Below are 22,795 nucleotides of genomic sequence, written 5' to 3' on the forward strand. Positions count from 1 at the left end.
CTCGCCTATGCGCGAGCGTCATATCCGGAGCGTGGCTGAGGATCATGACTAATCAGGTCCACTGATGCGCATAGGCGTTCGCCTCCGCCTCCGTGTCGAAGGTGAAGTACTTCCGCCCGCGCGGCAGGCTCGGATGCCTCACCGCGATTTCCCATTTCCCCGATGGCTTTTGCTTTGCCGTTGCCACTGCCGTCCTCCTGTTCACTCGGACGGCAATGTAATCGATCCGATGGCGGCTCAGCCGCCATTTCTTGGCGGCTGCCACCCGTTTCGAGGCGGTTTTCACGCCCTACAGCGCATCGACGTCTTATCTAACTTGTTGATTTTTATGGGAACCAGCACCGCCCGCAAATTAAGCCAAATCGCTACAAGGTCGAGCTGATCCAGCGCGCCGTGCAGGACTGAGGCGCCCTCCCCCGCCGGGCGGGCGGGGCATCCGGATTGCTCCGATCTGCGCGTTCCCATGCCGGAGAAGCCGATGCCCCATTGCCCGCCTGCCCGCCCCTGCCCCCCGGTCCTGCCCGGCCTCGACGCCGCCCGCCCCGCCCGGAGGGCGGCTCGATGAACCGGGAGGCCGCGCGCGTCGATGTCCTCATCCCTACCTGCGGGCGGCCGGCCGCGCTGGCGGCGACGCTCGCCACGCTGATCGGCCAGACGCACCGCGAGTTCGGCGTCGTCGTCTCGGACCAGTCCGACGGCGACGCGAGCTTCGACAGCGGCGAGGCGCGCTCGATCGTGCGGCTGCTCGAGGCGCGCGGCCATGCGGTGCGCCTGCTGCGCAACCTGCCGCGCCGTGGGCTGGCGCAGCAGCGCCAGTTCCTGCTCGAGCAGGCGCGCGCGCCGCAGGTGCTGTTCATCGACGACGACGTGCTGCTCGAGCCCGACCTGATCGCGCGCATGCTGGCCGCGCTGCGCGACAGCGGCGCCGGCTTCGTCGGCAGCGCGGTGATCGGCCTGTCCTACCGCGACGACGAGCGCCCGCACCAGCAGGCGGTGGAGTTCTGGGACGGCCCGGTCGAGCCCGAGGAGGTGCGGCCCGGCACGCCGGCCTGGCAGCGCCACCTGCTGCACAACGCCGCCAACCTCTGGCACGTGCAGCGGCGCCTGTGCCCGCCGGGCACGCCCTCGCGGCTCTACAAGGTGGCCTGGACCGGCGGCTGCGTGATGTACGACACCGCGCGGCTGCGCGAGGTCGGCGGCTTCGGCTTCTGGCAGGAGCTGCCCGCCGAGCACTGCGGCGAGGACGTGCTGGCGCAACTGCGCGTGATGGCACGCTGGGGCGGCTGCGGCCTGATGCCCTCCGGCGCCTATCACCAGGAGCTGCCGACCACCGTGCCGGTGCGCGACGCCGACGCGCCCTACCTGCTGACGGCCTCGCAGCGCGCGGCCTGAAGCCGCGCGGGCCGACCGGGCTTCAGGCCGCGGCGGCCTGCGCCGCGTCCAGCACCTCCAGTGCCGCGCGCCCGACCGCCTCCGCGTCCGGCCCGCCGGGTTCGCAGACGATGCGGTGCGGCGCGCAGTTGCGCGGCGCCCAGCGGCCCGGGTCGCTGGCGAAGAACACCACCACGTTCGGCAGCGCGAGGCCCGCGGCGACATGTGCCACGCCGGTGTCGTTGGACACCAGCAGCCGCGCGCGGGCCAGCAGCGCGGCGAGCCCGCCGATGCCGATGTCGCAGGCCGCGTGCAGCGCCGGCGCGCGCATTGCGCCGATCACCTGCGACGCCAGCTCCCGCTCCGCGTCGCTGCCGGTGACGACGATGCGGTAGCCGGCTGCGGCGAGCCGGTCGCCGACCTGCGCGAAGCGCTCGGCCGGCCAGCGCCGCGCCGGGTCGCGCGCGCCCGGGTGCAGGCAGACGAAGCTGCCGGGCGCGAGCCGCGCCGCGTCGCGCAGCGCCGGATGGGACTGCAGCTCGGCCTGGTCGGCGGCGGTCAGCGGGAAAGCGACCGCGTCGTCGAAGTCGCGCACGTCGCGGCCGGAGAGCAGGGCCACGAGCCGCAGGTTGCGCTGCACCTCGTGCGGCGACTCCGGATAGGGCCACCAGCGGCCGGGCCGCGCCGGCGGCAGGCCGGGCGGGTGGAAGCCCGCCGCGACCCGCGCGCCGAAGCCGGCGACGATGCCGTTGCTCACCCCGCCGCTGCCGTGCATCTGCAGCGCCAGGTCGAAGCGGCGGCGGCGCATCGCCTCGGCGAAGGCCGCCTGCGCCTCGGGCGTCGCGGCCGGCTGCTCCGGCAGCGAGGGATGGCCGGGAAAGGCGATCACCTCGTCCACCCAGGGGCGCAGCCGCTCGGCGAGCTGGCGCGCCCAGGGCAGCCCGACGAGCGCGATGTGCGCGCGCGGGTGACAGTGGCGCAGCGCCCGCAGCGCGGGCGTGGCGCACACGAGGTCGCCCAGCTGCAGGGCACGGAACACGCAGATGCGATCGACGCTGAGGATCTCGGTCAAGACAGGCACTCCCGGGAACGGCGGCCACCGGCACCGTGCCGGGGCCCCTGGCGGCAGGGCAAGCCGCATGCCCTGCGCGCCGCCCCCCGGAAACGCCCTCGGCAGCGCGATCTGCCGCAGAAAGTGCGGCCCGCGACCGGATTTGCTCACCGGAAAGCCGGTCGGCAGGGGGTCGCGCCGCCACTGATCACCCGCCGGACGGCGGCACCGGTCTTGCTGCAGCGCTTCACTGCCTCCACTGCCGCAGGAGTCCCGATGTCCCTCGCCCCGCCCTGCTCCGCCGCCGAAGGCCTCTACGCCGGCCGCGGCGAACGCATCGACGGCGTGCAGCGCATTGCGGTGCTGCGCGCCTCGGCGGTGGGCGACTTCCTGCTCGCGCTGCCGGCGCTCGAGGCGCTGCGCCGCGCCTATCCCGACGCGCGCATCAGCCTGATCGGCCGCGCCTGGCATGCCGCCTTCCTCGCCGGGCGGCCCGGCCCGGTGGACGAGGTGATCGTGATGCCGCCGCTGCCCGGCGTGAGCCTGCCCGAGCGGGCGCCGCAGGACGACGCGGCGCGCTCGGCGGTCGACGCGTGGCTCTCAGAGATGCGCTCGCGCCGCTTCGACCTGGCGCTGCAGATGCATGGCGGCGGTCGCCACAGCAACCCGCTCGTGCGCGCGCTCGGCGCCCGCGTGAGCGCCGGGCTGCAGGCGCCCGGCAGCCCGCCGCTCGACCGCGTGCTGCCCTACCGGGAGCTGCACCCGGAGGCGCTGCGGCTGCTGGAGCTCGTGGCGCTGGTCGGCGCGCCCGGCACGCGACTCGAGCCGCGCGTGGCCGTGACCGAGGCCGATCGGGCCGAGGCCGCCGCGGTGCTGCCGCCCTCGCCGCAGCCGCTGGTGCTGCTGCAGCCGGGGGCGACCGATCCGCGACGGCGCTGGTCGCCGGCGCACTTCGCCGAGGTCGGCGCGCATTTCGCGCGGCTCGGCGCCCAGGTCGCCGTCAACGGCACCGCGGACGAGGCGGCCCAGGTCGCCGCGGTGCTCGCCGCGCTGCCCGCCGGGGCGCAGGCCCGCGAGCTGACCGGCCGGCTGTCGCTCGGGGGGCTGGCGGGGCTGATCGAGCGCTCGCGCCTGGTGGTGTCCAACGACACCGGCCCGGCGCACCTGGCGCGCGCGCTCGGCGTGCCCTCGGTCGCGGTCTACTGGGTCGGCAACATGATCGGCTACGGGCCGCTGAGCTGCGCCCGGCAGGCGGCGGCGGTCTCGTGGCGGCTGGACTGCCCGGCCTGCGGCCGCAACTCGGTGGGCTTCGACTGCGGCCACACCGACTCCTTCGTCGACGATGTTTCCGTGCAGCAGGTGATCGCGCTGGCGCAGCCCCTGTTCGACGGGGCCTGAACGGCCCGCCGCGGCCGCCTCAGTGCAGCGGGCCGAGCGTGGAGGGCATGCCGGCGCCGCGCAGCCCGGCGGCCTGGCGCGCGAGCGAGGTGATGCGCGCCCAGTCGCCGTGGTGCACCGCGTCGAGGGGCGTCAGCCACGAGCCGCCGCACACGCGAACGTTGGGCAACGCTAGGTACTGCGGCGCGGTCTCGGCCGTGATGCCGCCGGTCGGGCAGAAGCTCACGTCGGGGAAAGGGCCCGCGAGCGACTTGAGCAGCTGCATGCCGCCCACCGCGCTGGCCGGGAAGAGCTTCAGGAAGCTGTAGCCGTCGTCGTTGGCGGCCATCACCTCGCTGGCGGTGGCCACGCCCGGCAGCAGCGGCAGCCCGAGCTGGCGGCAGGCCTCGCCGACGTGCCGGCTGTAGCCGGGGCTCACGACGAAGCGGCTGCCCGCGTCCTTCGCCGCCTGCGCGTCGCCGGCCGAGCGCACCGTGCCGGCGCCGACGATCGCCTGCGGCACCCGGCGCGCGATCGCCTCGATGCACTGCAGCGCCACGGGCGTTCTCAGCGTCACCTCCAGCACCCGCACGCCGCCGGCGACCAGCGCCTCCGCGAGCGGCACCGCCTGCTCGACGCGCTCGATCACCAGCACCGGGATCACCGGGCCGTGCGCCGCCAATTCCATCGGGTTCATCGTTCGGACTCCTCGTGCTCCCTGTTCGCCTTCGGCCGCGTCACGGGGCGGATACCCGCCCTCAGCTCATCTGCCAGGTGCATGCGCCCTCCTCCGCGCTCGTGACAATCTGGCGCATGCCGGAGAAGAGCTCGCGCCCCAGCCCCCAGCCAATCGCCTCGGCCTGCTCGGGCGAACGCTCGGCCGGCGCGCGCGCGTCCCACTCGGCCGCGTCCACCAGCGCCTCGAGCGTGCCGGCGTTCGCGTCCAGCCGCACCAGGTCGCCGTCGCGCACCTTCGCCAGCGGCCCGCCCGCGAGCGCCTCGGGGCTGACGTGGATCGCCGCCGGCACCTTGCCCGACGCGCCGCTCATGCGCCCGTCGGTGACGAGCGCCACGCGGTGGCCCTGGCCCTGCAGCACCGCCAGCGGCGGCGTGAGCTTGTGCAGCTCGGGCATGCCGCAGGCCGCCGGGCCCTGGAAGCGCACCACCGCGACGAAGTCGCGGTTGAGCTCGCCGGCGTTGAAGGCCGCCTGCAGCTCCTCCTGGCTGTCGAAGACGCGCGCCGGTGCCTCGATCACGTGCCGGTCCTCGGGCACCGCCGAGCTCTTGATCACCGCGCGGCCGAGGTTGCCCTTGAGCAGCTTCAGCCCGCCCGTGGGGCTGAACGGGCGGTCGCCGCGGCGCAGGATGCTTTCGTCGCCGGGCGCCTCGGGCAGGTCCTGCCACACCACGCGTCCGCCTTCCGCGCGCACCGGCAGCCGGGTGTAGTCGCGCATGCCGCCCTCCGACACGGTGGCCACATCGCCGTGCAGCCAGCCGCCGTCAAGCAGCTCGCGCAGCACGAAGCCGGGGCCGCCGGCGCGCTGGAACTCGTTGACGTCGGCCGCGCCGTTCGGATAGACGCGCGCCAGCAGCGGCACGCCCGACGAGAGGTCCGAGAAGTCGTTCCAGTCGATCAGGATGCCGGCCGAGCGCGCCACCGCCACCCAGTGGATCAGGTGGTTCGTGGAGCCCCCGGTGGCCAGCAGCGCCACCATCGCGTTGACGATCACGCGCTCGTCGACCTGGCGTCCGATCGGGAGGAAGCCGGGCTGGCCCTTGCGGCGCGCGAGCACCGTGCGCACCGCCTCGCGCGTGAGCGCCTCGCGCAGCCCGTCGTGCGGGTGGATGAAGGCCGCGCCCGGCACGTGCAGGCCCATCGCCTCCATCAGCATCTGGTTGCTGTTGGCGGTGCCGTAGAAGGTGCAGGTGCCCGGGCCGTGGTAGGCGGCCGACTCGGCCTCTAACAGCCGCTCGCGCCCGACCAGCCCCTGCGCGTACTGCTCACGCACCCTGGACTTCTCGTGGTTCGAGATCCCGGTGCTCATCGGCCCGCCGGGCACGAACACGCAGGGCAGGTGGCCGAAGTGCAGCGCGCCGATCAGCAGCCCCGGCACGATCTTGTCGCAGATGCCGAGCAGCAGCGCGCCCTCGTAGACGTCGTGGCTCAGCGCGATCGCCGTGCCGCGCGCGATGTTGTCGCGCGAGAACAGGCTCAGCTCCATCCCCGGCAGCCCCTGCGTGACGCCGTCGCACATCGCCGGCACGCCGCCCGCGACCTGCGCGGTCGCGCCGCAGCGCCCGGCCTCGTCGCGCAGGATCGCCGGGAAGCCCTCGTAGGGCTGGTGCGCCGACAGCATGTCGTTGTAGGACGTGACGATGCCGATGTTGGGCGCCTTCTCGGCCACCACCTTGAACTTGTCGCTGCCCGGCAGCGCGGCGAAGGCGTGCGCGACGTTGGCGCAGCCCAGCCGCTCGGGCCCGCGCGGGCGATCGATCATCCGCTCGACGCGCTGCAGGTAGCGGCCCCGCGTGGCCGCGCTGCGCTCACGGATGCGCTGGGTGACTTCGTCGATGAGAGATTTCATGGCGTGTGATGCGGTGCGGGTGGGAGGGATCGGCAAGGCGCATGCCCTGCCGCGCCTCGCGGCAGGGCATGCACTTTATGTAACCATGTTACATGGATCGTGCTGAATGCGCAGCAAGTCACAGGATAGGATGTAATCGAGTTACATCGCAAGGAATGCACGGTTCCCCGTTTCCCCGGGGCCCGCGGTGACAGGCGGGCGGCGTAAAGTGCCATCCGATGTCCGAGACGGTCCTGTTTTCCGAGAGCCATGAGCTCGTGCCGCTGCGGGATCCGGCGCCGCTGCTCGCCCGCACGCTCGCCGGATGGCGGGCAGGCGCCGACCTGTGGGTCTTCGGCTACGGCTCGCTGATCTGGCGGCCGGAGTTCGAGCATGTCGAGCAGCGCCTCGCCACCGTGCACGGCTACCACCGTGCGCTGAAGATGTGGTCGCGCGTCAACCGCGGCACGCCGCAATGCCCGGGGCTGGTGTTCGCGCTGCTCAGTGGCGGCAGCTGCCGCGGCATGGTCTTCCGCATCCCGGCCGCACGCGCGGAGGCCGAACTGCAGCGGCTGTGGCAGCGCGAGATGCCCACCGGCGTCTACGACCCGCGCTGGCTGCCCTGCCGCACCGCGCAGGGCCCGGTGCAGGCGCTCGCCTTCACGCTTAGCCGGCGCAGCCCCAACTACACCGGCACGCTCGCCCCCGAGACGCTGCAGCGCATCTTCTCGCAGGCCTGCGGCCGCTACGGCAGCACGCTGGACTACGTGATGCGCACCGAGGCCGGGCTGCGCGCGCACGGCATCCACGACCGCGCGCTGACGGCGCTGCTGCGGCTGGCGCGCGACGCGGCGTCCGGCGGCTGAGGCCGCCTCAACCCGAGGGCGGCGCCGCAGCCTTGTACAGGCGCAGCAGCGGCGGCGGCGGCGCCACCGGCAGGCGGCGCAGCGACGGCGGCGGCGGCATGCCGATGCGGCCGGCATCGAGCAGCACTCCGTCGTCCTCCACCTCGATGGCGTTGGCCGGGTAGCGCGCCATCAGCCGGCGCACGCCGTGGTCGCCCGACAGCGTCCGGAGCTCGGAGTACAGCTCGCTGGAGAAGGCCACCGGGTGGCCGCGCAGGCCGCGGCGCTGCGCATAGGTCACCGGATGGTGCCCGACCGCGCGCGCGATGTCCTGCAGCGTCCGCGACTGCACCATCGGCATGTCCGCCGGTAGCACCAGCCAGCCCGGTGCGTCGCCGCGCGCGAGCACGCCCGCGGCGATCGACTCGCCCACGCTCGGCGCACCGTCCCGGCCGTCGCCCGAGGGCAACGTCACCACGGCGTCGGTAGGCGCGATGCCTCGCACCAGTTCGCGCAGCGCCTCGCTCGTCACCACCACCAGCGGCAGCCCGCTGGCCGAGACCTGCGCCAGCGTGGTCGCCAGCACGGTCGATGCTCCCCAGGGTTGCGCGAGCCGGTGCGAGGCGCCCTCGAAGCGCACACCCCGCCCTGCCGCCAGGACGATCACCACCGGAGAGGGAATCATGAAAAATCCTTTTCTTGTCGCGGGGACCGGACCGCCCGGGCGGTTCCGTCCCTGCCTGAACCCTATGGAATCGCACATCCCGCCAGTGCGGAATGCGTGGAGTCACCTAGGCCCCGTCTCCAGGGGGAGCAGGCCGTGATGCCTTTCTGTCACGGGACTGACATGCAAGCGATGGGCCAGCCGCCTCGCACGACGCGGCGCCGCACGCCCGGGCCTCGGGCAAGGGGCCCGGCTGCACCTCGTGCCCCCATGAAAACCGGGTTTGCTGCAAGCTGGAGCGCCGTGCCACCGTGACGCAAGGGCGTCGGTGTTTTCCCTTGGCTTCCTATACTTCGACCATGAAAAGAATTGCCGACCTCCGCAAGAGCTACGAACTGGCCGAACTCGACGAGCAGCATGCGCTCGAAGGACCCTTCGAGCAGTTCCGGGCCTGGTTCCGCGAGGCGCTGGACAGCGGCATCCCGGAGCCGAACGCGATGACGGTGGCCACCGTCGGGCCCGGGGGGCGGCCGTCGACGCGCATCGTGCTGGTCAAGGGCTTCGACGAGCGCGGCTTCGTCTGGTACACGAACTACGACAGCCGCAAGGGCCGCGAGCTGGCGGCCAACCCCTTCGCGGCGCTGCAGTTCCACTGGATCGAGCTCGAGCGCGTGGTGCGCATCGAGGGCCGCGTCGAGAAGACGAGCGAGCAGGAGTCGGACGAGTATTTCCACTCCCGCCCGCTCGACTCGCGCATCGGCGCCTGGGCCTCGCCGCAGAGCGAGGTGATCGGCTCGCGCACGGTGCTGGTGGCCAATGCCGCGAAGTACGGCACCCGGTTCGCGCTGAACCCGCCGCGCCCGCCGCACTGGGGCGGCTACCGGCTCGTGCCGGACTACTTCGAGTTCTGGCAGGGCCGCAAGAGCCGGCTGCACGACCGGCTGCGCTACCGCCTGGACGGCGGCAGCTGGGTCAGGGAGCGGCTCGCGCCCTGAGCTCCCGGCTCTCGCCGGGGCGCCGGCCGGGACGCGGCCGGCGCCCCGGTGTCAGAACGACACCTTGAGACCCAGCTTCAGGCTGCGTCCCGGCATCGGCGAGAGCTCGCGCACCGTGCGCACCGCCACCGCGTTGTAGGCCAGCTCGTTCGTCAGGTTGTCGACGCGCACGAACGCGAGCGCGTCGCTGCCGCCGAGGCGCACGCGGCGTCCCGCCTGCAGGTTCACGAGCGTGTGGGACGGCGTCGCGACGTCGTCCTCGGCCACGCGGTCCTGGCGCGACGCGTGCGCGATCTCGGCGCGCGCCGTCCAGCCCTGGTGCTGCCAGCCGAGGCCCGCGGCCACGCGCACCGGCGCCAAGCGCGGCAGCGGCGTGCCGCGGCTGCGGTCGGTGCCGCGCACGGTGTCGAGCCGGCCGTCGAGCTCGACGCGGTGCGCGCCGTCGAGCAGCCGCGTGCGCGCCTCGACCTCGAGGCCGTGCAGCCGCGCCCGCACGCCCTCCAATGCGTAGACCGGGAATTCCGCGCCCTCCTCGTCGGCGAAGGTCTCGCCGGTGCCGCGCAGCGCGATGTAGTTGCCGAAGCGGCTCGCGAAGGCGCCGGCCTTCACCGAGTGCGCGCCCTGCTTCCACTGCAGCGCCGCGTCGAGGTGCCGGCCGCGCTCCTTGGCCTGCGCGGCCGAGCCCCGCTCGTAGGCGCCGGTGGCCACGTGCACGCCCTCGGCGAAGAGCTCGTAGTAGGTCGGCGCGCGCTCGGTGTGACCGAGGCTGCCGCTCAGCTCCCAGGGGCCGCCGAGCCGCCACAGGCCGCCCACCGAGGCGCTCGCGAGCGTGAAGCGGCGCTGCTGCGCCTCGCCGAAGCGCGGCTCCTCGGTGCCGGGCGCGTCGCCCCCGGAGCCGACGCGGGCCCGCTCGGCGCGCACGCCGGCCGTGAGCTTGCCCTGCGACAGCGGCAGCTCCTCGAGCACGAACAGCGCGTCGCTGCGCGTGCGGGTGTTCGGCACGAAGGCCTCCTCGCCGATCGCCGAGGCGCGCAGCCGCTCGCCCTGCAGGCCGACGACGCCGCGCCAGGGGCCGAGCGGCCGGTGCTCGGCCTCGACGCGCCAGTCGCTGCCGCGGTTCTCGAAGGTGGTGCCGATCCCGCCGTCGGCCTCGAGCTCGTCGTGCCGGTAGTCGGTGCGGCCCAGGCGCGCGCGCAGCTTGGCGAGCCCCGCCACCGGCGCGCTCCACTCGCCCGCGAGGCCGAGCTTGTCGCGCTGCATGCGGATGCGCACGTCCGGGTCGACCACCACGCCGTAGCGGTTCTCGTAGGTGTCGACCGAGGCGCCGACGAAGCCGCCGTCGAAGGTGCGGCTCAGGCCGAGCGCGCCGCCCTCGCCGCGGCTGGCGGAGTTGGCGACACGGCGCGTCGGCTCGCCGCCGGGCGGCGTGAAGCGCGGCACGTGCAGGTCCTGCGTCTCGCGGCCGAACACGTCGGCATGCAGCGCCCAGCGGCCGTCGCCGCCCTCGAGCAGCGCGGCGCCGCCCTTCTCGCGCGCCGCGCCGCCGAGGCGCAGCTCGCCGCTGCCCGTCACGCCCGTGACCGGCTCGCGCGGGATGCGGTTGTCGATCGCATTGACCACGCCGCCGGTGGCCGCGCCGCCGTAGAGCAGCGCCGCCGGGCCGCGCAGCACCTCGATGCGCTCGACCACCAGCGGGTCGAGCGCCACGGCGTGGTCGAAGCTGAGGCTGGAGGCGTCGATCGTCGCCCCGGAGTTCTCGAGGATGCGGATGCGGTCGCCGTCCATGCCGCGGATCACCGGGCGGCTGGCGTTGGGACCGAAGCCGGTGCCGGCCACGCCGGGCAGGCCCTGGAGCGTCTCGCCGAGCGTCGTGCCGCGGCGCTGCACCAGCGCGTCGCCGCGCAGCGTCGTGACCGGCGCCACCACCTCGGCGCTGCCGAGCGGGTTGCCGGTGATGACGACGGGCGCGAGCTCGGTCGCGGGCGACTGCGCCGCGGCGAGCGACGCGAGGCCGCCCAGGGAGACGGCGCCGCACAGGCGCAGCGCGCGCGGCAGCAGGCGCAGGGAACAAGGATTCTTCTTCATGAGGACATCGATTCGGAACGGGCGCGCCCGCGCCGCGCCGGGAGGGCTGCGAGCGGACAGGCACGCGGAACGGGCCGGCCTGCACGCGCGGCAGGCCCGGCCCCGGGGCGGGAGTCGGAAGGGAAAGGCTCAGCCGTGCGCCGGCGGCGCGCGGGCGCGGAAGGCAACGACGGGCGCCGCCGCGGGCGCGAGGCGAGGCGTCCAGCCGGCGGGGGCCTGCGGCGCGCCGGTGGGCAGCACGAGGACCGGGCCGAGGCCGGCCTCGCCGCTCGCGGCATGGTCGTAGAGGCGGCAGCTCTCGTCGTCGGCATGCTCGCCGAAGAGCGCGTGCAGCAGCGGCGTGAGGCCCCGCTCGCCGGGGCCCGCCGAGTGATGCGCCTGCGCCCCGGCCCCGCCCGGGGCGGCGTCCTCCCAGTGGTGCAGGCTGCGGTGCGCGAGGCCCAGCAGCTGCGCCACCAGCACCGCGAGCGCCAGCAGCCCGCCCAGGGCGCGGGCCCTGCGGGGTGCGATCGGCGGCAGCGGCGACGGACGATTCATGCGAAAGGATGGGGGCGTGCGGCCTGCGGCGGCCGCACGCCGGGGGCCGCGATTGTCACTGAACCTGCCGGCCGCCGGTGATGCGGTAGTAGACGCCGAACGGGTCGTTCTCGAGCACCTCGAGGCGGCCCTCGATCACCAGCGGCTCCATGCCGTAGCGCACCGGCGACGTGGTGCGCACCTGCACCAGCCCCTCGGGCCCGGCCGGAACGCAGAAGGAGCAGGTGGTCGGCACCGCCGACAGCAGGAAGTGCTTCTGCCGCTCGCCGGGGTCGAGCGGCATCATGAAGCCCTGCACCCTCACCGTCTTCTTGTCCAGCGCCTTGACCGGATCCGGGAAGACCGGCTGCACCCGGTTCTTCAGCTGCTTCGTCGTCACCGAGGACAGCAGCGACCAGGGCACCACCCCCTCGCGGTCCTGCAGCGGCTTGAACGGGCTGCGCGGGTCGTGGTAGCCCGGGCCGGAGCCCGCGGGCAGCCCCGGCTTGTCGATGCTGCCGGGCAGCATCGGCGCCGCGTCCCGGGCTGCCTTGCCGGGCACCGGGGCGGGCGTGCCGATCGGCGGGCTCAGCAGCGGCTCGCCGGCGGCCTGCGCGAGCGCCGCGACGGGCACGAGCAGCGCGCCGCCGAGCAGCATGGCGGCGAGCGAAGGAAGGCGGCGCTCAGTGCTCATGGCGCATGCCGCAGTACTTGCCGATCGCCAGCCCCTTGCAGGCCGCCTGCAACTCCTTCTGGCAGGCCTCCTCGCTCTTGCCGGATTCGAGGCAGCGCGCCGCCGCCTCGTGGGCCGCGGCCATCGCGCGGTGGCGCTGGATGTCCTTCTTCGCATGCTCGTCGGGGCCGCCCTTGCCCGCCGCCCCGCCCGCAGCGGTCTGGGCCACGGCGGCGGAGGCGGCAAGCAGGCCGGCCAGCAGGATGCTCGACAGTCTCTTCATTCTCGGTTCCTCGGGGAAATGTCAGCGCGGCGCCTGCAGCAGCCGCAGCACGTCGATCCGGTAGGCGCGCCACGCGGGCAGCGCCGCGCTCAGCAGCGCCAGCGCCGCGGCGAGCGCCGGCAGCGCCAGCTCGGCCGGCACGAAGACCGCGCCGCTCAATTGCAGCGAGCGTTCGGCCTGGAGCACCAAGCCTAGCAAATGCGTCAAGCCATGGCCGAGCGCCAGGCCCAGCAGCGAGCCGAGCAGCGCCAGCCACAGCGCCTCCGCCAGCACCAGCGACGCGACGCGCGCCGGCGGCGCGCCGAGCATGCGCAGCATCGCGAGGTCGCCCTCGCGCTCGCGCACCGCGTGGTACAGGCCGATGAAGACCGACAGCGCTGCCGACAGCAGCAGCACCGCGCCGAAGCCGCGCAGCACGTCGGTGCCGACGCCCACCAGCCGCAGCAGCCGCGCGGTCTCGAGCGCCGGGGCCGCGGCCTGCAGCTCGGTCTGCGCGTTGACCCAGCGCGGCAGCGACACCGCCGCCAGCGGCGAGCGGTAGCGCACCAGCAGCAGCGTCACCTCGCGCTCCTCCGCCAGCAGCGCGAGGTCCTCCTCGTCGAGTGCGGTGGCCGCCTCGTGCACCGCCCACACCGACTCGGTCGAGGTCAGGATCAGCCGGTCGAGCACGCCCCCGGTTGCCGCGAGCACGCCGGTGACGGTGTAGGGCGTGTCGCCGTGCGTCTCGCCGCCCTCGCCGAGGCCGTGCGTGCCCTCGAAGCGGTCGCCGGGCCGCATCCCGGTGCGGCGCGCGACCTCGGCGCCGAGCACCGCCTCGAGCGGCGCCTGCCACGCGCGTCCCGCGGCGAGCCGCGCGTCGTAGAGCGCCAGGTAGTCGGGCGTGCTACCGACGATGCGGTGCCCGCGGAAGCTGTCGCCCATCGAGACCGGGATGACCTGCGCCACCATCGGGTGAGCGCGCAGGGTCTCGAGCGAGGCGAGCGGGATGTTGCCGCTCGGCACGTCGAGGTGGAAGACGCCGGCGAGGATCAGCTGCAAGGGGCTGCCCTTGGCGCCGACGACGAGGTCGATGCCGGCGAGGTCGCGCTCGAAGGAGCGCTCGATCTGCTCGCTGGCGAGCAGCACGAAGCAGACCGACGCGAGGCCGAGCGTGAGCAGCAGCAGGTTCAGCAGCGCGACGAGCGGGCGCGCCCACAGGTAGCGCCACGCAAGGCCGGGCGCGCTCAGGCGCGGGGGGTCGCTCGCGGCGACGCGCGGCGGCTGCGCGGCGGAGCCGTGGCCGGCCGCAGGGGGCGATCCGCGGCTCACAGCAGGAGCTCCTGCGCGCGCTCGCCGAGGGCTGCCACGGCGCGCCGGTCGTGCGTGGCGACGACCAGCGTCGCGCCGCCCTCGCCCGCCGCCTGCTGCAGCGCGTCGAGCGCGGCGCCGGCGGCCGCGTCGTCGAGGCTCGCGGTCGGCTCGTCGGCGAGCAGCAGCCGCGGGCGGCGCAGCAGCGCGCGGGCGAGCGCCACGCGCTGTGCCTGCCCGCCGCTGAGCTCGTGCGGGCGCCGCGACGCGAGCCCGGCCACGCCGAGCCGCGCCAGCAGCGCGTCGATCTCCTCCGTGCCCCCGGGCGGCGCCGCGCCGCCGGCCCACAGCGCGAGCGCGAGGTTGTCGCGCACGGAGAGGCTGTCGCTCAGGTGCAGCCGCTGCGGCAGGAAGCCGAGCGTGCGTGCGCGCCACGCGTCGCGCTCGCGCGCGGGCAGCGCGCCGACGTCGGTGCCGTCGACCACCACCTGTCCCGCGTCCGGGGTCAGCAGCCCTGCCAGCAACGCGAGCAGCGTCGACTTGCCCGAGCCGGACGCGCCGCGCAGCAGCAGCGTGCCGCCGGCAGGCACCGCGAACGACGGGAAGCGCAGCAGCGGGCCGCGCGGGTGCCGGCAGGCGGGCTCGCGCGCCTCGATCATGCCGCCCGCACGCGCTGCGCGAAGGTGCGGCGGAACTTCTCGACCTTCGGCGCGACGACGTAGGCGCAGTAGCCCTGGCCCGGGTGGTTCGCGAAGTAGTCCTGGTGGTAGTCCTCGGCCGGCCAGTAGTTGGCCACCGGCTGCAGCTCGGTCACGACCGGGCGCTCCAGCCCCGCGGCGACCTCCGCGATCACCTCCTCGGCCACCGCGCGCTGCGCCGGCTCGTGGTAGTAAATGCCGGAGCGGTACTGCGGGCCGACGTCGTTGCCCTGGCGGTTCGGCGTGGTGGGGTCGTGGATCGTGAAGAAGATCGCCAGGATCTCGCGCAGCGGGATGCGGGACGGATCGAAGGTGACGCGCACCACCTCGACGTGGCCGGTGTTGCCGCTGCAGACTTGCTCGTAGCTCGGGCGATCGACATGGCCGTTGCAGTAGCCGCTCTCGACGTCGAGCACGCCGTCGACGCGGTCGAACACCGCCTCGGTGCACCAGAAGCAGCCGCCGCCGAGCGTGATCGTTTCTTCCTGCCGGTTCGAAGACATGGCGCATTCCTCGTTGTCGTGTCGGGCCCCGATTATCCGAATCGCCCGGGCGCGCGAGTCGCGGGCGCGCTTCCACGCGCGCCCGCGCAGGGAGACGGGAGTGCCGCCCGCAAGGCATGCGGCTTGCAGCCGCAGGGGCATCGCAGCCTTTGGCGGCACGGCGGACACATGCCGCAACCCTTGTCACGAGCCTGTGCTACCGTGCCGCCTTTCACGAAGAAAGGACTTCCCGAATGACGATGACCACCACCCCGTCGGGCCTGCAGTACGAGGACACCGTGCCCGGCACCGGTCCCGAGGCCCAGGCCGGCCAGCACGTCACCGTGCACTACACCGGCTGGCTCTACGAGAGCGGCGTGCAGGGCGCGAAGTTCGATTCCAGCAAGGACCGCCGCCAGCCCTTCGACTTCCCGCTCGGCGCCGGCATGGTGATCCGCGGCTGGGACGAGGGCGTGCAGGGCATGAAGGTCGGCGGCACGCGCCGCCTGGTGATCCCGCCGCAGCTCGGCTACGGCGCGCGCGGCGCCGGCGGCGTGATCCCGCCGAACGCGACGCTGCTGTTCGAGGTCGAGCTGCTGTCGGTCTGATGCAGCAGATCGAGTTCCACCTGCGCGGCGAGTTCATCGAGCTGCACAGCCTGCTCAAGGCCCTCGGCCTCGCCGACAGCGGCGCCGCGGGCAAGGCGATGGTGGCACGCGGCTCGGTCTCGGTCGACGGCCAGGTGGAATCGCGCAAGACCGCGAAGATCCGCGCCGGGCAGGTGGTGAGCCTGCCGGGCACGCGCGTGCGCGTGCTGCCCCCCGAGGCCTGAGCGCAACGGCGGCGCCGCACGCGGCCGCTGCGCCGCGGCCTGCGAGAATCCTTCCCCCGCATCCCTTCGGCCGCGCCCGCTGCGCGTGCGGCCCGCCCGCATGAACTCCGGCCCGCTGTCCGCCGCCCTCGCCTTCGTGATGTGGGGGCTGTTCCCGCTGTACTTCCGCGCGCTCGCGCACGTGCCGCCGCTGCAGGTGCTCGCGCACCGCATCGGCTGGTCGCTCGCCTTCGTGCTGCTGGTGCTCGTCGCGCGCCGGCGCTGGGGGGGGCTGCTCGGCGCGCTGCGCCGGCCCCGGGTGCTCGCGGTCTCCGCGCTGAGCGCGACGCTGCTGTCGAGCAACTGGCTCGTCTACATCTGGGCGGTGCACAACGGCCACGTGGTCGAGGCGAGCCTCGGCTACTTCATCAATCCGCTCGTGAACGTGGTGCTCGGCTTCGCGGTGCTGCACGAGCGGCTGCGCCGCGTGCAGTGGGCCGCGGTGGCGCTCGCGGCCGCAGGGGTGGCCTGGCTGACCTGGCAGGGCGGGCAGCCGCCCTGGATCGCGCTCTTCCTGGCCGCGACCTTCGCGACCTACGGCCTGCTGCGCAAGACCGCGCCGCTCGGGCCGCTGGACGGGCTGGCGCTGGAGACGCTGCTGCTCACGCCGCTGGCGCTCGGCGCCATCGCGCTGTGGGTGGGCTCCGGCACCGACGCCTTCGTCGCCGGCGACGCCGCAACCCGCTGGCTGCTCGCGGCCGCGGGTCCGGTCACCGCGGTGCCGCTGCTGCTGTTCGCCGCCGGCGCGCGGCGCATCACGCTCGCGACACTCGGGCTCCTGCAGTACATCGGCCCGACGCTGCAATTGCTGCTGGGCGTGTGGCTGTTCGGCGAGCCCTTCGGCGCCGAGCGCGCGATCGGCTTCGGCGCGATCTGGCTCGCGCTCGCGCTCTACAGCGCCGAGGGCCTCTGGCACTCGCGCCGCGCGCCGCGCTGAAGGCCGCGCCCCGCGCTCGCCGAGCGCGTCAGCCCCGCCCGGCCATCCGCTTGAGACCGAGCCACTGCTGCGCCCAGAAGCCCTGCCCGTAGTCGCGGCCGCCCGCCTCGGGCAGCTGGTCGGCGATGCCGGTGGGCGGGATCTCGCGCGAGTAGCGCGCGGTGCCGAACACGATGTCCCACACCGGGAACAGGACTGCGTAGTTGTGGCCGCGGCTGCCCGCCTCGAGGTGCATCGCGTGATGGCCGCGGTGGAAGCGCGGGCTCACCAGCAGCCGATCGCCGATCCGGCCGAAGCCGAAGCGCACGTTGGCGTGCGACAGGCTCTCGAGCAGTTGCGTGATCGCCACCACCGCGACGAACTGCCCGGGCGCGACGCCGATGCACTGCGCCAGCAGCACCAGCAGCCCGTCGCGCAGCAGGTCGTCGAGCAGGTGGCCGCGGTTGTCGCTCCACATCGTCATCTGCCGCTGGCTGTGGTGCAGCGCATGCAGCGCCCACCACCAGCGCCAGCGGTGCTGGCCGACGTGCAGAAGGTAGTCGGCGAAGTCGAACACCAGCAGGTAGATCAGCAGGCTGAGCCAGGGCAGGTCCGTGACGCCGGGCCAGAGCTGGTCGAGGTGCACGCCGGTGATGCCGTAGAGGTGCAGCCAGCCGAACAGCGCGTCCCACAGCGGCTCGACGGTGAAGAAGAGCCCGAGGCGGAACAGCCCGAGGCGGTGGATCAGCGTGTAGATCACGTCGACGCGCACCGCCCCCGGGTCGCGCAGCGGCTCGGCCGGCCAGAGCTTCTGCAGCGGCCGGATCACCGCCAGCAGCACCGCGAGCTGCAGCAGGCCGACCACCGCCCAGAGCGTGGCACGGTAGCCGTCCTCGATCCAGCTGGCGAGGCCGAGGTGGAAGAGCAGCGGCTGCACGGCCTGCTCGAAGAGCTGGTCCTGCACCCAGGAGACGGCGGAGATCAGGGTGTCCATGAGGAGGAAGGAGTCGTCAGCGGGGCAGCGGCGCCAGCGCGCCGCCGTAGCGGGGATGTTGCTCGAGCGTCGCGAAGCACAGCCCGCGCGCCTTCAGTCCTTCGATCAGCGGCTCGAGCACCGCGGGCGCCCAGGCGTCCTCGCGCGACCAGATGCCGAGGTGGGCCAGCAGGATGTCGCCCGGGCGGACGTCGCGCAGCGCCTGCTCGAGCAGCCGCGCGTTCGGGTACTTCCCGCTCGGCAGCTCGTCGCCGAGGAAGCCGGCCGGCGACCAGCCGGCATGCTGCCAGCCGCAGGCCTGCGCGGCGGCGATCAGCCGCGGCGAGGTCCTGCCGCCGGGAGCGCGGAAGAGCGGCGCGAGCGCGCGGCCGGTCATCGCGCGGAAACGCTCGGCGGGGCGCTGCAGCTCGGCGCAGTACTGCGCCGGGCTCCAGTGCCGCGTGCGGCCGGCCTCGGGCCCGGCGCTCGCGCGCACGCGAAAGCCCCCGCCCTCGGCATCGCCGAGCCAGTAGACGTGGTCGAAGGTGTGCGAGCCGAAGGCGTGGCCCTCGGCGGCGCGCGCGCGCCACCAGGCGGCCCACTCGTCGTCGAGGCTGCCGCCGCCCGAGAGCGTCTTCTCGTTGGCGAGGAAGAAGGTGGCGCGCACCCGCTGGCGCGCGAGCACCTCGGCCACCAGCGGCGCGACGCCCATGTGGCCGGTGTCGAAGGTCAGGTAGACCGGCCGCTCGCAGGCAGGGGGGACCGGGGCGGCCGCAGCGGCCGTCGCCGCGCCGGTCAGCAGCAGGCCGACCCAGCGCTCACTGGCGACCCGCATGGTCGAGCGTCCAGATGCCGTGCGGCGAGCGCCCCACCTTGACCTGCCGCACCACCTGGCGCGTGGCGGTGTCGATCACCGACATCCTGCCCGCCCAGCGCGAGGACAGCAGGATGGTCTTGCCGTCGGCGAGCACCTCCATGCAGTCCGGGCCCGACGGGCCGGGGAAGGTGTCGACCACCGTCATCGTCTGCATGTCGATCTGGCTGATCGTGTTGGCGACGCGGTTGCTGACGAAGACGTGGCGGCGGTCGCCCTTGGCGCGGAAGGCGTGCGCACCCGCGCCGGTCTTGATGCGCGTGAGGAGCTTCATCGGCGACACGGTGATGTCGTAGACCTCGACGAATTCGTCGCCGGTCAGGCCGACGAGCAGGCGCCGGTCGTCGGGCGTGATGTGGACGTCCGCCGGCATCTTGCCGACCTTCACGGTCCACTTCGGCGCCTGGGTCGCGAGGTCGATCGCGATCAGCTCGTCGCTGTCCTGCAGCGTGACGTAGGCGGTGCGGCTCGCGCCGTCGATGGCGATGTGGCTCGGCGTCTTGGCCGCCGGGATGCGCTTGACGAGCTGCAGGTCGAAGCCGCTGGCCGCCGGCAGCCAGCGGTAGATGTCGATGTGGTCGAGCCGGTTCGCGGCCGTCACGAACCACTTCATGTCCGGCGAGAAGCGCAGGTGGTAGGGATCGACGATGCCGGTGATCGAGCGCTGCACGGCGCCGGTGCGCGGGTCGAGCAGCGTCAGCGAGTCACTGAGCGCGTTGGCCACCAGCAGCGACTTCTCGTCCGGCGTCAGGTAGAGGTGGTGCGGCTCCTTGCCGGTCGGGATGCGGCGCAGCTCCTTGTAGTCCACCGGGTCGATCACGCTGACGGTGGCGTCGAGCGAGTTGAGCACGAAGATCGGCGACGCCGACTGCGCCAGGCACGGCGCGAGCAAGGCGGCTGCGCACAGCACCAGCGCGCGGCCACGAGACAGAAGATCCACAAGCACCCCGGGAATGGAAAACCGCGTGTCGGCCGGACCCGGACGGGTCCGCAGCCGCGCCGCCTGCCCCCGGCCCGGATTCGGGTCCGGCGGGACGCGGCGCGCAGGAACGGCATGGTGCCACCAACGCGCCCCGCATAGCAGGGGTTGACGTCTAGCCGGACGACGACATGCGCGCGTGCGACGAAAATTGCACGAGGGCGCGAAGACGCCGCCGCCGCTCCCGGGAAGCGGCCGCCCACGGGGGCCGCCGCCGCATCCGTTCAGTCGTCGTCGCCGCCGCCGAACACGCCGCCGAGCAGGCCGCCGGCGGCCAGCCCGCCGAGCATCGAGCCCTCCTCGCGACCGCCGCCGCCGGTCTGCGGCGCCGCGGCGAACACGCGCGACGCGAGGCGCGAGAATGGCAGGCTCTGCAGCCACACGGTGCCGGGCCCCGTCACCTTCGCGAAGAACAGGCCCTCGCCGCCGAACAGCGCCGTCTTGATCTTGCCGACGTACTGGATCTCGAAGTTCACGTCCGGCGTGTAGGCCACCAGGCAGCCGGTGTCGACCATCAGCGTCTGGCCCGGCTGCAGCTCGCGCCGCACCACGGTGCCACCGGCATGCACGAAGGCCAGGCCGTCGCCCTCGAGCTTCTGCATGATGAAGCCCTCGCCGCCGAAGAAGCCGACCGAGAGCTTCTGCTGGAAGTGGATGCCGAGCGAGACGCCGCGCGCCGCGCACAGGAAGGAATCCTTCTGGCAGATCAGCATGCCGCCCATCCTGCTCAGGTCCATCGGCAGGATCTTGCCCGGATAGGGCGCGGCGAAGGCCACGCGCTTCTTGCCGTGTGCATTGTTGGTGAACACGGTGGTGAAGAGCGACTCGCCCGTGACCAGGCGCTTGCCCGCGCCGAGCAGCTTGCCGAAGAAGCCGCCGGACTGCTTCGCGCCGTCGCCGAACACCGAATCCATCTCGACGCCGGCATCCATGAACATCATGCTGCCGGCCTCGCCGACCGCCGCCTCGCCGGGATCGAGCTCGATCTCGACGAACTGCATCTCGGAGCCCTTGATCTCGTAGTCCACGACGTCCATCGCCATTGCCTGTTTCCTTGTGTCAGAGATGGTGGGGGAGAAGAAAACGGGCGCGATGGTAGCTCAAGGCCGTCCGCCCCGGCCCGCCCCCGGGATCGTTCAGAGCATCGCCTGCACGAAGGCGACGTCGAGCCAGCGGTCGAACTTGTAGCCGCCCTCCTTGAGCACGCCGGCGACGCGGAAGCCGAGCGCCTCGTGCAGCCGCACCGAGGCGGTGTTCGACGCGTCGACGACGCCGACCATCGTGTGGAAGCCGCGGCGCCGCGCATGCGCCATCACCGGCGGCAGCAGCAGCCGGCCGATGCCGCGGCCGCGCCAGTCCGGATGCAGGTAGACCGCGTGCTCGCACGAGAAGCGCCAGCCCTCGCGCGGCCGGAACAGGCCGTAGCTCGAGTAGCCGACCACGCGGCCGTCGGGCGTACCGGCGACGAAGAAGCCGTCGCCGTCGCGGCGGCGCGTCATCAGGATCTCGCACTGCTCCTCGAGCGTGCGCAGCGCGTACTGGTAGGTGGAGCTGCTGTGCTCGACCTCGTGGTTGTAGATCCCGAGCACCGCCGCCATGTCGGCCTCCACGGCCGGCCGCACCCGCAGGCCGCCGTGGAGCTCGCGCAGCATCGCGCCCGCGCTGTCGGGACAGGCGCCGCGCAGCTGTGCGCTGGCCTGCAGCGCCGCCGGCAGTTGCGCGCGCGCCACCGGCCGGAAGCCGCGCAGCGCGAAGAAGTCGGCCGCGCCCTCGGTCAGCAGCGCGGCGTGCCGCACCCCGGCCTCTCCGGCGAGCGCCAGTGCGGCGTCGAGCAGCCTCGCGCCGAGGCCGCGTCCGCGCAGCGCCGGCTCCACCGCGAGCGAGCGCAGCAGCACCGCCTCGTCGCCGTGCGACTCGAGCGCGATGCAGCCCTGCGGCCGGCCCTGCCAGCGCGCGACGAGCAGCAGCAGGCTCTCGCCGTCGAGCCCCTCGGGCGACAGCCCGCAGGTCCTCAGCAGCGCGGCGGCAGCGGGCAGTTCGTCAGGGGCGGCAGGCCCGATCTCGGGCTGGAAGTGGGGCACGGCGGATCTCCTGGAGGTGCGGCGGGCCGGCCGCGCTGCGGGCACGGTCGGGACGGGCGCCACTTTATAGGAGCCGCCGGCAAGGGGTGTCAAACGCGCGGCAGCGGCTGCAGCGGCTGCAGCGGCCGCCGCGGTGCCGTCACATCAGCGTGCGGTGCTCGTCCCAGAAGGCGCGCTGCTCCCGCGTGAGCTGGGTGACGTAGTAGTTCTGCAGCGTCGAGATCTCGTCGAGCACCTCGAAGCTGAAGCCGCGGCGGTTGCCGCGCTGGTCGATCAGCAGGTCGAGGAACTGGTTGCGCACGCGCATCGGCCACAGCCAGGCGTCACAGAGCCGGTTGAGCACGTGCGGATGCTTCTGCCCGGTGACGATCGGGCGGACGTGGGGAGGCAAGGCGGCGAGCCAGCGCAGCGTGGCGGGCAGCAATTCGCGGTCCGCCGGACTCGGCATGCGGCGCGCGGGATGCACCGCTCCCGCCGCCCCGGCGCCGCCGAACGCCGGCGTTTCCTTGTCTTCGTGCTGCGGAGCCATGGAAGGTGGGGTAGTGATGTGCATGGGGAATGCGGCAGCGCGCAAGTGCAACTGCCACCTTACAATTTTAGTGACAATCTGTTGACGATTGCGTCAGTGCTGTGGCCCTGAAGTGGTATTCGGTGATTCCTTCAGGAGGCCGCTCCAGCCTAGAGCAGCGGTCCGAGCAGCGAGGCGAGCTGCTCGATCAGCCTCTCGGTCCGGGGCCGTTGCCGCCACTGCGCCAGCGTGACGGGGCGCGCCCGCCGCAGGTCGGCCTCGAACATCGTGGTCACCCGTGCGGCCAAGGCCTCGTCGTAGACGTTCAGGTTGGCCTCGTCGTTGAGCCGGAAGGAGCGGTTGTCGAAATTGGTCGAGCCCACCGACACCAGCAGCCCGTCGACGATCATCGCCTTGACGTGGTACATCGTCGGCTGGAACTCGCGGATCTCGACGCCCGCCTCGAGCAGCTCGCCCCAGCGCGCGCGGGAGGCGCGGCGCACGGTGCCGGTGTCGATGTGCTCCCCCGGCACGACGATGCGCACGCGCACCCCGCGCCTGGCCGCATCGCAGAGCGCCCGGATCGCGAGCTCGTCCGGCACGAAGTAGGAGGCCGCGAGGTCGATGCTGCGGCTCGCCGCGGTGATCGACAGCAGGTACATCAGGTGCATGCTCTCGCTGCCGCCGGAGGGCGAGCTGCTG

At 73.5% G+C, this 22,795-nt stretch carries 26 protein-coding genes; 7 read left to right on the forward strand and 19 right to left on the reverse strand.

The window, feature by feature from the left end; translation table 11 throughout:
- Positions 1 to 52 precede the first annotated feature (52 nt).
- Positions 53 to 286, reverse strand: coding sequence for a hypothetical protein (locus D3A59_RS25140; RefSeq protein ID WP_157991339.1), 234 nt, complete (start codon positions 284 to 286; stop codon positions 53 to 55).
- Between the two features lie 275 nt (positions 287 to 561).
- On the opposite strand from D3A59_RS25140, the gene D3A59_RS00640 reads away from it, so the two are divergent.
- A complete protein-coding gene (locus D3A59_RS00640) occupies positions 562 to 1,392 on the forward strand; it encodes a glycosyltransferase family 2 protein (RefSeq protein WP_119153003.1) in 831 nt (276 codons plus the stop codon).
- A gap of 22 nt (positions 1,393 to 1,414) precedes the next feature.
- Here the strand turns inward: D3A59_RS00640 and D3A59_RS00645 are convergent, their stop codons facing one another.
- Complete coding sequence (locus D3A59_RS00645) at positions 1,415 to 2,443, reverse strand: glycosyltransferase family 9 protein (RefSeq protein WP_157991340.1); 1,029 nt, start codon at positions 2,441 to 2,443, stop codon at positions 1,415 to 1,417.
- A gap of 255 nt (positions 2,444 to 2,698) precedes the next feature.
- Here D3A59_RS00645 and D3A59_RS00650 point away from each other — a divergent pair, with 255 nt between their 5' ends.
- Positions 2,699 to 3,820 carry a glycosyltransferase family 9 protein gene (locus D3A59_RS00650; protein ID WP_119153005.1) on the forward strand — a complete coding sequence of 374 codons (1,122 nt, stop codon included), beginning with the start codon at positions 2,699 to 2,701 and terminating at the stop codon, positions 3,818 to 3,820.
- Between the two features lie 19 nt (positions 3,821 to 3,839).
- Here D3A59_RS00650 and eda read toward each other — a convergent pair whose 3' ends face one another.
- Entirely contained in the window at positions 3,840 to 4,496 is a 657-nt protein-coding gene (gene eda, locus D3A59_RS00655) for a bifunctional 4-hydroxy-2-oxoglutarate aldolase/2-dehydro-3-deoxy-phosphogluconate aldolase (RefSeq protein ID WP_119153006.1), read from the reverse strand.
- Positions 4,497 to 4,557: 61 nt separating this feature from the next.
- Positions 4,558 to 6,384 (reverse strand): phosphogluconate dehydratase, encoded by a 1,827-nt coding sequence (gene edd / locus D3A59_RS00660; protein WP_119153007.1) that lies wholly within the window; start codon positions 6,382 to 6,384, stop codon positions 4,558 to 4,560.
- A gap of 218 nt (positions 6,385 to 6,602) precedes the next feature.
- On the opposite strand from edd, the gene D3A59_RS00665 reads away from it, so the two are divergent.
- Complete coding sequence (locus D3A59_RS00665) at positions 6,603 to 7,229, forward strand: gamma-glutamylcyclotransferase (protein WP_119153008.1); 627 nt, start codon at positions 6,603 to 6,605, stop codon at positions 7,227 to 7,229.
- A gap of 7 nt (positions 7,230 to 7,236) precedes the next feature.
- Here D3A59_RS00665 and D3A59_RS00670 read toward each other — a convergent pair whose 3' ends face one another.
- On the reverse strand, positions 7,237 to 7,893 hold the full coding sequence (locus D3A59_RS00670; protein WP_119153009.1) for a nucleotidyltransferase family protein: 657 nt from the start codon (positions 7,891 to 7,893) through the stop codon (positions 7,237 to 7,239).
- A gap of 338 nt (positions 7,894 to 8,231) precedes the next feature.
- Between D3A59_RS00670 and pdxH the strand changes: the two genes are divergently transcribed.
- On the forward strand, positions 8,232 to 8,867 hold the full coding sequence (pdxH, locus tag D3A59_RS00675) for a pyridoxamine 5'-phosphate oxidase (RefSeq protein ID WP_119153010.1): 636 nt from the start codon (positions 8,232 to 8,234) through the stop codon (positions 8,865 to 8,867).
- Positions 8,868 to 8,918: 51 nt separating this feature from the next.
- Here the strand turns inward: pdxH and D3A59_RS26610 are convergent, their stop codons facing one another.
- The 7 genes from D3A59_RS26610 to msrA all read right to left on the reverse strand — a co-directional run bounded on the left by D3A59_RS26610 (position 8,919) and on the right by msrA (position 14,912).
- Positions 8,919 to 10,952 carry a TonB-dependent receptor gene (locus D3A59_RS26610; protein ID WP_119153011.1) on the reverse strand — a complete coding sequence of 678 codons (2,034 nt, stop codon included), beginning with the start codon at positions 10,950 to 10,952 and terminating at the stop codon, positions 8,919 to 8,921.
- Between the two features lie 129 nt (positions 10,953 to 11,081).
- Entirely contained in the window at positions 11,082 to 11,489 is a 408-nt protein-coding gene (locus D3A59_RS00685) for a hypothetical protein (protein ID WP_119153012.1), read from the reverse strand.
- A 55-nt stretch (positions 11,490 to 11,544) separates the two neighbouring features.
- Complete coding sequence (locus D3A59_RS00690) at positions 11,545 to 12,162, reverse strand: DUF3299 domain-containing protein (RefSeq protein WP_240635874.1); 618 nt, start codon at positions 12,160 to 12,162, stop codon at positions 11,545 to 11,547.
- Positions 12,152 to 12,424 (reverse strand): hypothetical protein, encoded by a 273-nt coding sequence (locus D3A59_RS00695; RefSeq protein ID WP_119153013.1) that lies wholly within the window; start codon positions 12,422 to 12,424, stop codon positions 12,152 to 12,154. The genes D3A59_RS00690 and D3A59_RS00695 overlap by 11 nt, the downstream gene beginning before the upstream one ends.
- 21 nt (positions 12,425 to 12,445) lie before the next feature.
- Positions 12,446 to 13,651 carry an ABC transporter permease gene (locus tag D3A59_RS00700; RefSeq protein WP_119153119.1) on the reverse strand — a complete coding sequence of 402 codons (1,206 nt, stop codon included), beginning with the start codon at positions 13,649 to 13,651 and terminating at the stop codon, positions 12,446 to 12,448.
- Between the two features lie 77 nt (positions 13,652 to 13,728).
- Positions 13,729 to 14,370: an ATP-binding cassette domain-containing protein gene (locus tag D3A59_RS00705; protein WP_119153014.1), complete on the reverse strand. Its 642-nt coding sequence runs from the start codon at positions 14,368 to 14,370 to the stop codon at positions 13,729 to 13,731.
- Entirely contained in the window at positions 14,367 to 14,912 is a 546-nt protein-coding gene (gene msrA / locus D3A59_RS00710; protein ID WP_119153015.1) for a peptide-methionine (S)-S-oxide reductase MsrA, read from the reverse strand. Before msrA ends, D3A59_RS00705 begins: the two co-directional genes overlap by 4 nt.
- Positions 14,913 to 15,151: 239 nt before the next feature.
- Between msrA and D3A59_RS00715 the strand changes: the two genes are divergently transcribed.
- The 3 genes from D3A59_RS00715 to rarD all read left to right on the forward strand — a co-directional run bounded on the left by D3A59_RS00715 (position 15,152) and on the right by rarD (position 16,699).
- Positions 15,152 to 15,499 (forward strand): FKBP-type peptidyl-prolyl cis-trans isomerase, encoded by a 348-nt coding sequence (locus tag D3A59_RS00715; protein WP_119153120.1) that lies wholly within the window; start codon positions 15,152 to 15,154, stop codon positions 15,497 to 15,499.
- The gene (locus D3A59_RS00720) at positions 15,499 to 15,723 is read left to right on the forward strand and encodes an RNA-binding S4 domain-containing protein (protein WP_119153016.1); all 225 of its coding nucleotides are present in this window, start codon (positions 15,499 to 15,501) and stop codon (positions 15,721 to 15,723) included. Before D3A59_RS00715 ends, D3A59_RS00720 begins: the two co-directional genes overlap by 1 nt.
- Positions 15,724 to 15,823: 100 nt before the next feature.
- Positions 15,824 to 16,699, forward strand: a complete 876-nt coding sequence (rarD, locus tag D3A59_RS00725; RefSeq protein WP_119153017.1) for an EamA family transporter RarD — start codon at positions 15,824 to 15,826, stop codon at positions 16,697 to 16,699.
- A gap of 28 nt (positions 16,700 to 16,727) precedes the next feature.
- On the opposite strand, the gene D3A59_RS00730 is transcribed toward rarD, so the two are convergent.
- The 7 genes from D3A59_RS00730 to D3A59_RS26090 all read right to left on the reverse strand — a co-directional run.
- A complete protein-coding gene (locus D3A59_RS00730) occupies positions 16,728 to 17,672 on the reverse strand; it encodes a sterol desaturase family protein (RefSeq protein ID WP_119153018.1) in 945 nt (314 codons plus the stop codon).
- A gap of 16 nt (positions 17,673 to 17,688) precedes the next feature.
- Positions 17,689 to 18,486: a polysaccharide deacetylase family protein gene (locus D3A59_RS00735; RefSeq protein ID WP_119153019.1), complete on the reverse strand. Its 798-nt coding sequence runs from the start codon at positions 18,484 to 18,486 to the stop codon at positions 17,689 to 17,691.
- Positions 18,470 to 19,438, reverse strand: coding sequence for a YncE family protein (locus D3A59_RS00740; protein ID WP_119153121.1), 969 nt, complete (start codon positions 19,436 to 19,438; stop codon positions 18,470 to 18,472). Before D3A59_RS00740 ends, D3A59_RS00735 begins: the two co-directional genes overlap by 17 nt.
- Positions 19,439 to 19,728: 290 nt before the next feature.
- On the reverse strand, positions 19,729 to 20,547 hold the full coding sequence (locus tag D3A59_RS00745; protein WP_119153020.1) for a TIGR00266 family protein: 819 nt from the start codon (positions 20,545 to 20,547) through the stop codon (positions 19,729 to 19,731).
- A 93-nt stretch (positions 20,548 to 20,640) separates the two neighbouring features.
- The gene (locus D3A59_RS00750; RefSeq protein WP_170162262.1) at positions 20,641 to 21,585 is read right to left on the reverse strand and encodes a GNAT family N-acetyltransferase; all 945 of its coding nucleotides are present in this window, start codon (positions 21,583 to 21,585) and stop codon (positions 20,641 to 20,643) included.
- 139 nt (positions 21,586 to 21,724) lie between these two features.
- Positions 21,725 to 22,033 (reverse strand): hypothetical protein, encoded by a 309-nt coding sequence (locus D3A59_RS00755; RefSeq protein WP_157991341.1) that lies wholly within the window; start codon positions 22,031 to 22,033, stop codon positions 21,725 to 21,727.
- Positions 22,034 to 22,263: 230 nt separating this feature from the next.
- On the reverse strand, positions 22,264 to 22,795 hold a 532-nt coding region (locus tag D3A59_RS26090), incomplete at its 5' end, for a phospholipase D-like domain-containing protein (protein ID WP_240635875.1).

Origin of the sequence: Caldimonas tepidiphila, assembly GCF_003569765.1 — a bacterium.
Classification (GTDB): Bacteria; Pseudomonadota; Gammaproteobacteria; order Burkholderiales; family Burkholderiaceae_C; genus Caldimonas; species Caldimonas tepidiphila.

Coding starts and splice junctions, on each gene's coding strand:
- D3A59_RS00745 (WP_119153020.1), bottom strand. CDS start 20,547: ATGGCGATGGACGTCGTGGACTACGAGATCAAGGGCTCCGAGATGCAG.
- D3A59_RS00705 (WP_119153014.1), bottom strand. CDS start 14,370: ATGATCGAGGCGCGCGAGCCCGCCTGCCGGCACCCGCGCGGCCCGCTG.
- msrA (WP_119153015.1), bottom strand. CDS start 14,912: ATGTCTTCGAACCGGCAGGAAGAAACGATCACGCTCGGCGGCGGCTGC.
- D3A59_RS00695 (WP_119153013.1), bottom strand. CDS start 12,424: ATGAAGAGACTGTCGAGCATCCTGCTGGCCGGCCTGCTTGCCGCCTCC.
- D3A59_RS00735 (WP_119153019.1), bottom strand. CDS start 18,486: ATGCGGGTCGCCAGTGAGCGCTGGGTCGGCCTGCTGCTGACCGGCGCG.
- D3A59_RS00755 (WP_157991341.1), bottom strand. CDS start 22,033: ATGCCGAGTCCGGCGGACCGCGAATTGCTGCCCGCCACGCTGCGCTGG.
- D3A59_RS00730 (WP_119153018.1), bottom strand. CDS start 17,672: ATGGACACCCTGATCTCCGCCGTCTCCTGGGTGCAGGACCAGCTCTTC.
- D3A59_RS00665 (WP_119153008.1), top strand. CDS start 6,603: ATGTCCGAGACGGTCCTGTTTTCCGAGAGCCATGAGCTCGTGCCGCTG.
- rarD (WP_119153017.1), top strand. CDS start 15,824: ATGAACTCCGGCCCGCTGTCCGCCGCCCTCGCCTTCGTGATGTGGGGG.
- pdxH (WP_119153010.1), top strand. CDS start 8,232: ATGAAAAGAATTGCCGACCTCCGCAAGAGCTACGAACTGGCCGAACTC.
- edd (WP_119153007.1), bottom strand. CDS start 6,384: ATGAAATCTCTCATCGACGAAGTCACCCAGCGCATCCGTGAGCGCAGC.
- eda (WP_119153006.1), bottom strand. CDS start 4,496: ATGAACCCGATGGAATTGGCGGCGCACGGCCCGGTGATCCCGGTGCTG.
- D3A59_RS00640 (WP_119153003.1), top strand. CDS start 562: ATGAACCGGGAGGCCGCGCGCGTCGATGTCCTCATCCCTACCTGCGGG.
- D3A59_RS00715 (WP_119153120.1), top strand. CDS start 15,152: ATGACCACCACCCCGTCGGGCCTGCAGTACGAGGACACCGTGCCCGGC.
- D3A59_RS00720 (WP_119153016.1), top strand. CDS start 15,499: ATGCAGCAGATCGAGTTCCACCTGCGCGGCGAGTTCATCGAGCTGCAC.
- D3A59_RS00690 (WP_240635874.1), bottom strand. CDS start 12,162: ATGAGCACTGAGCGCCGCCTTCCTTCGCTCGCCGCCATGCTGCTCGGC.
- D3A59_RS00685 (WP_119153012.1), bottom strand. CDS start 11,489: ATGAATCGTCCGTCGCCGCTGCCGCCGATCGCACCCCGCAGGGCCCGC.
- D3A59_RS00650 (WP_119153005.1), top strand. CDS start 2,699: ATGTCCCTCGCCCCGCCCTGCTCCGCCGCCGAAGGCCTCTACGCCGGC.
- D3A59_RS00670 (WP_119153009.1), bottom strand. CDS start 7,893: ATGATTCCCTCTCCGGTGGTGATCGTCCTGGCGGCAGGGCGGGGTGTG.
- D3A59_RS26610 (WP_119153011.1), bottom strand. CDS start 10,952: ATGAAGAAGAATCCTTGTTCCCTGCGCCTGCTGCCGCGCGCGCTGCGC.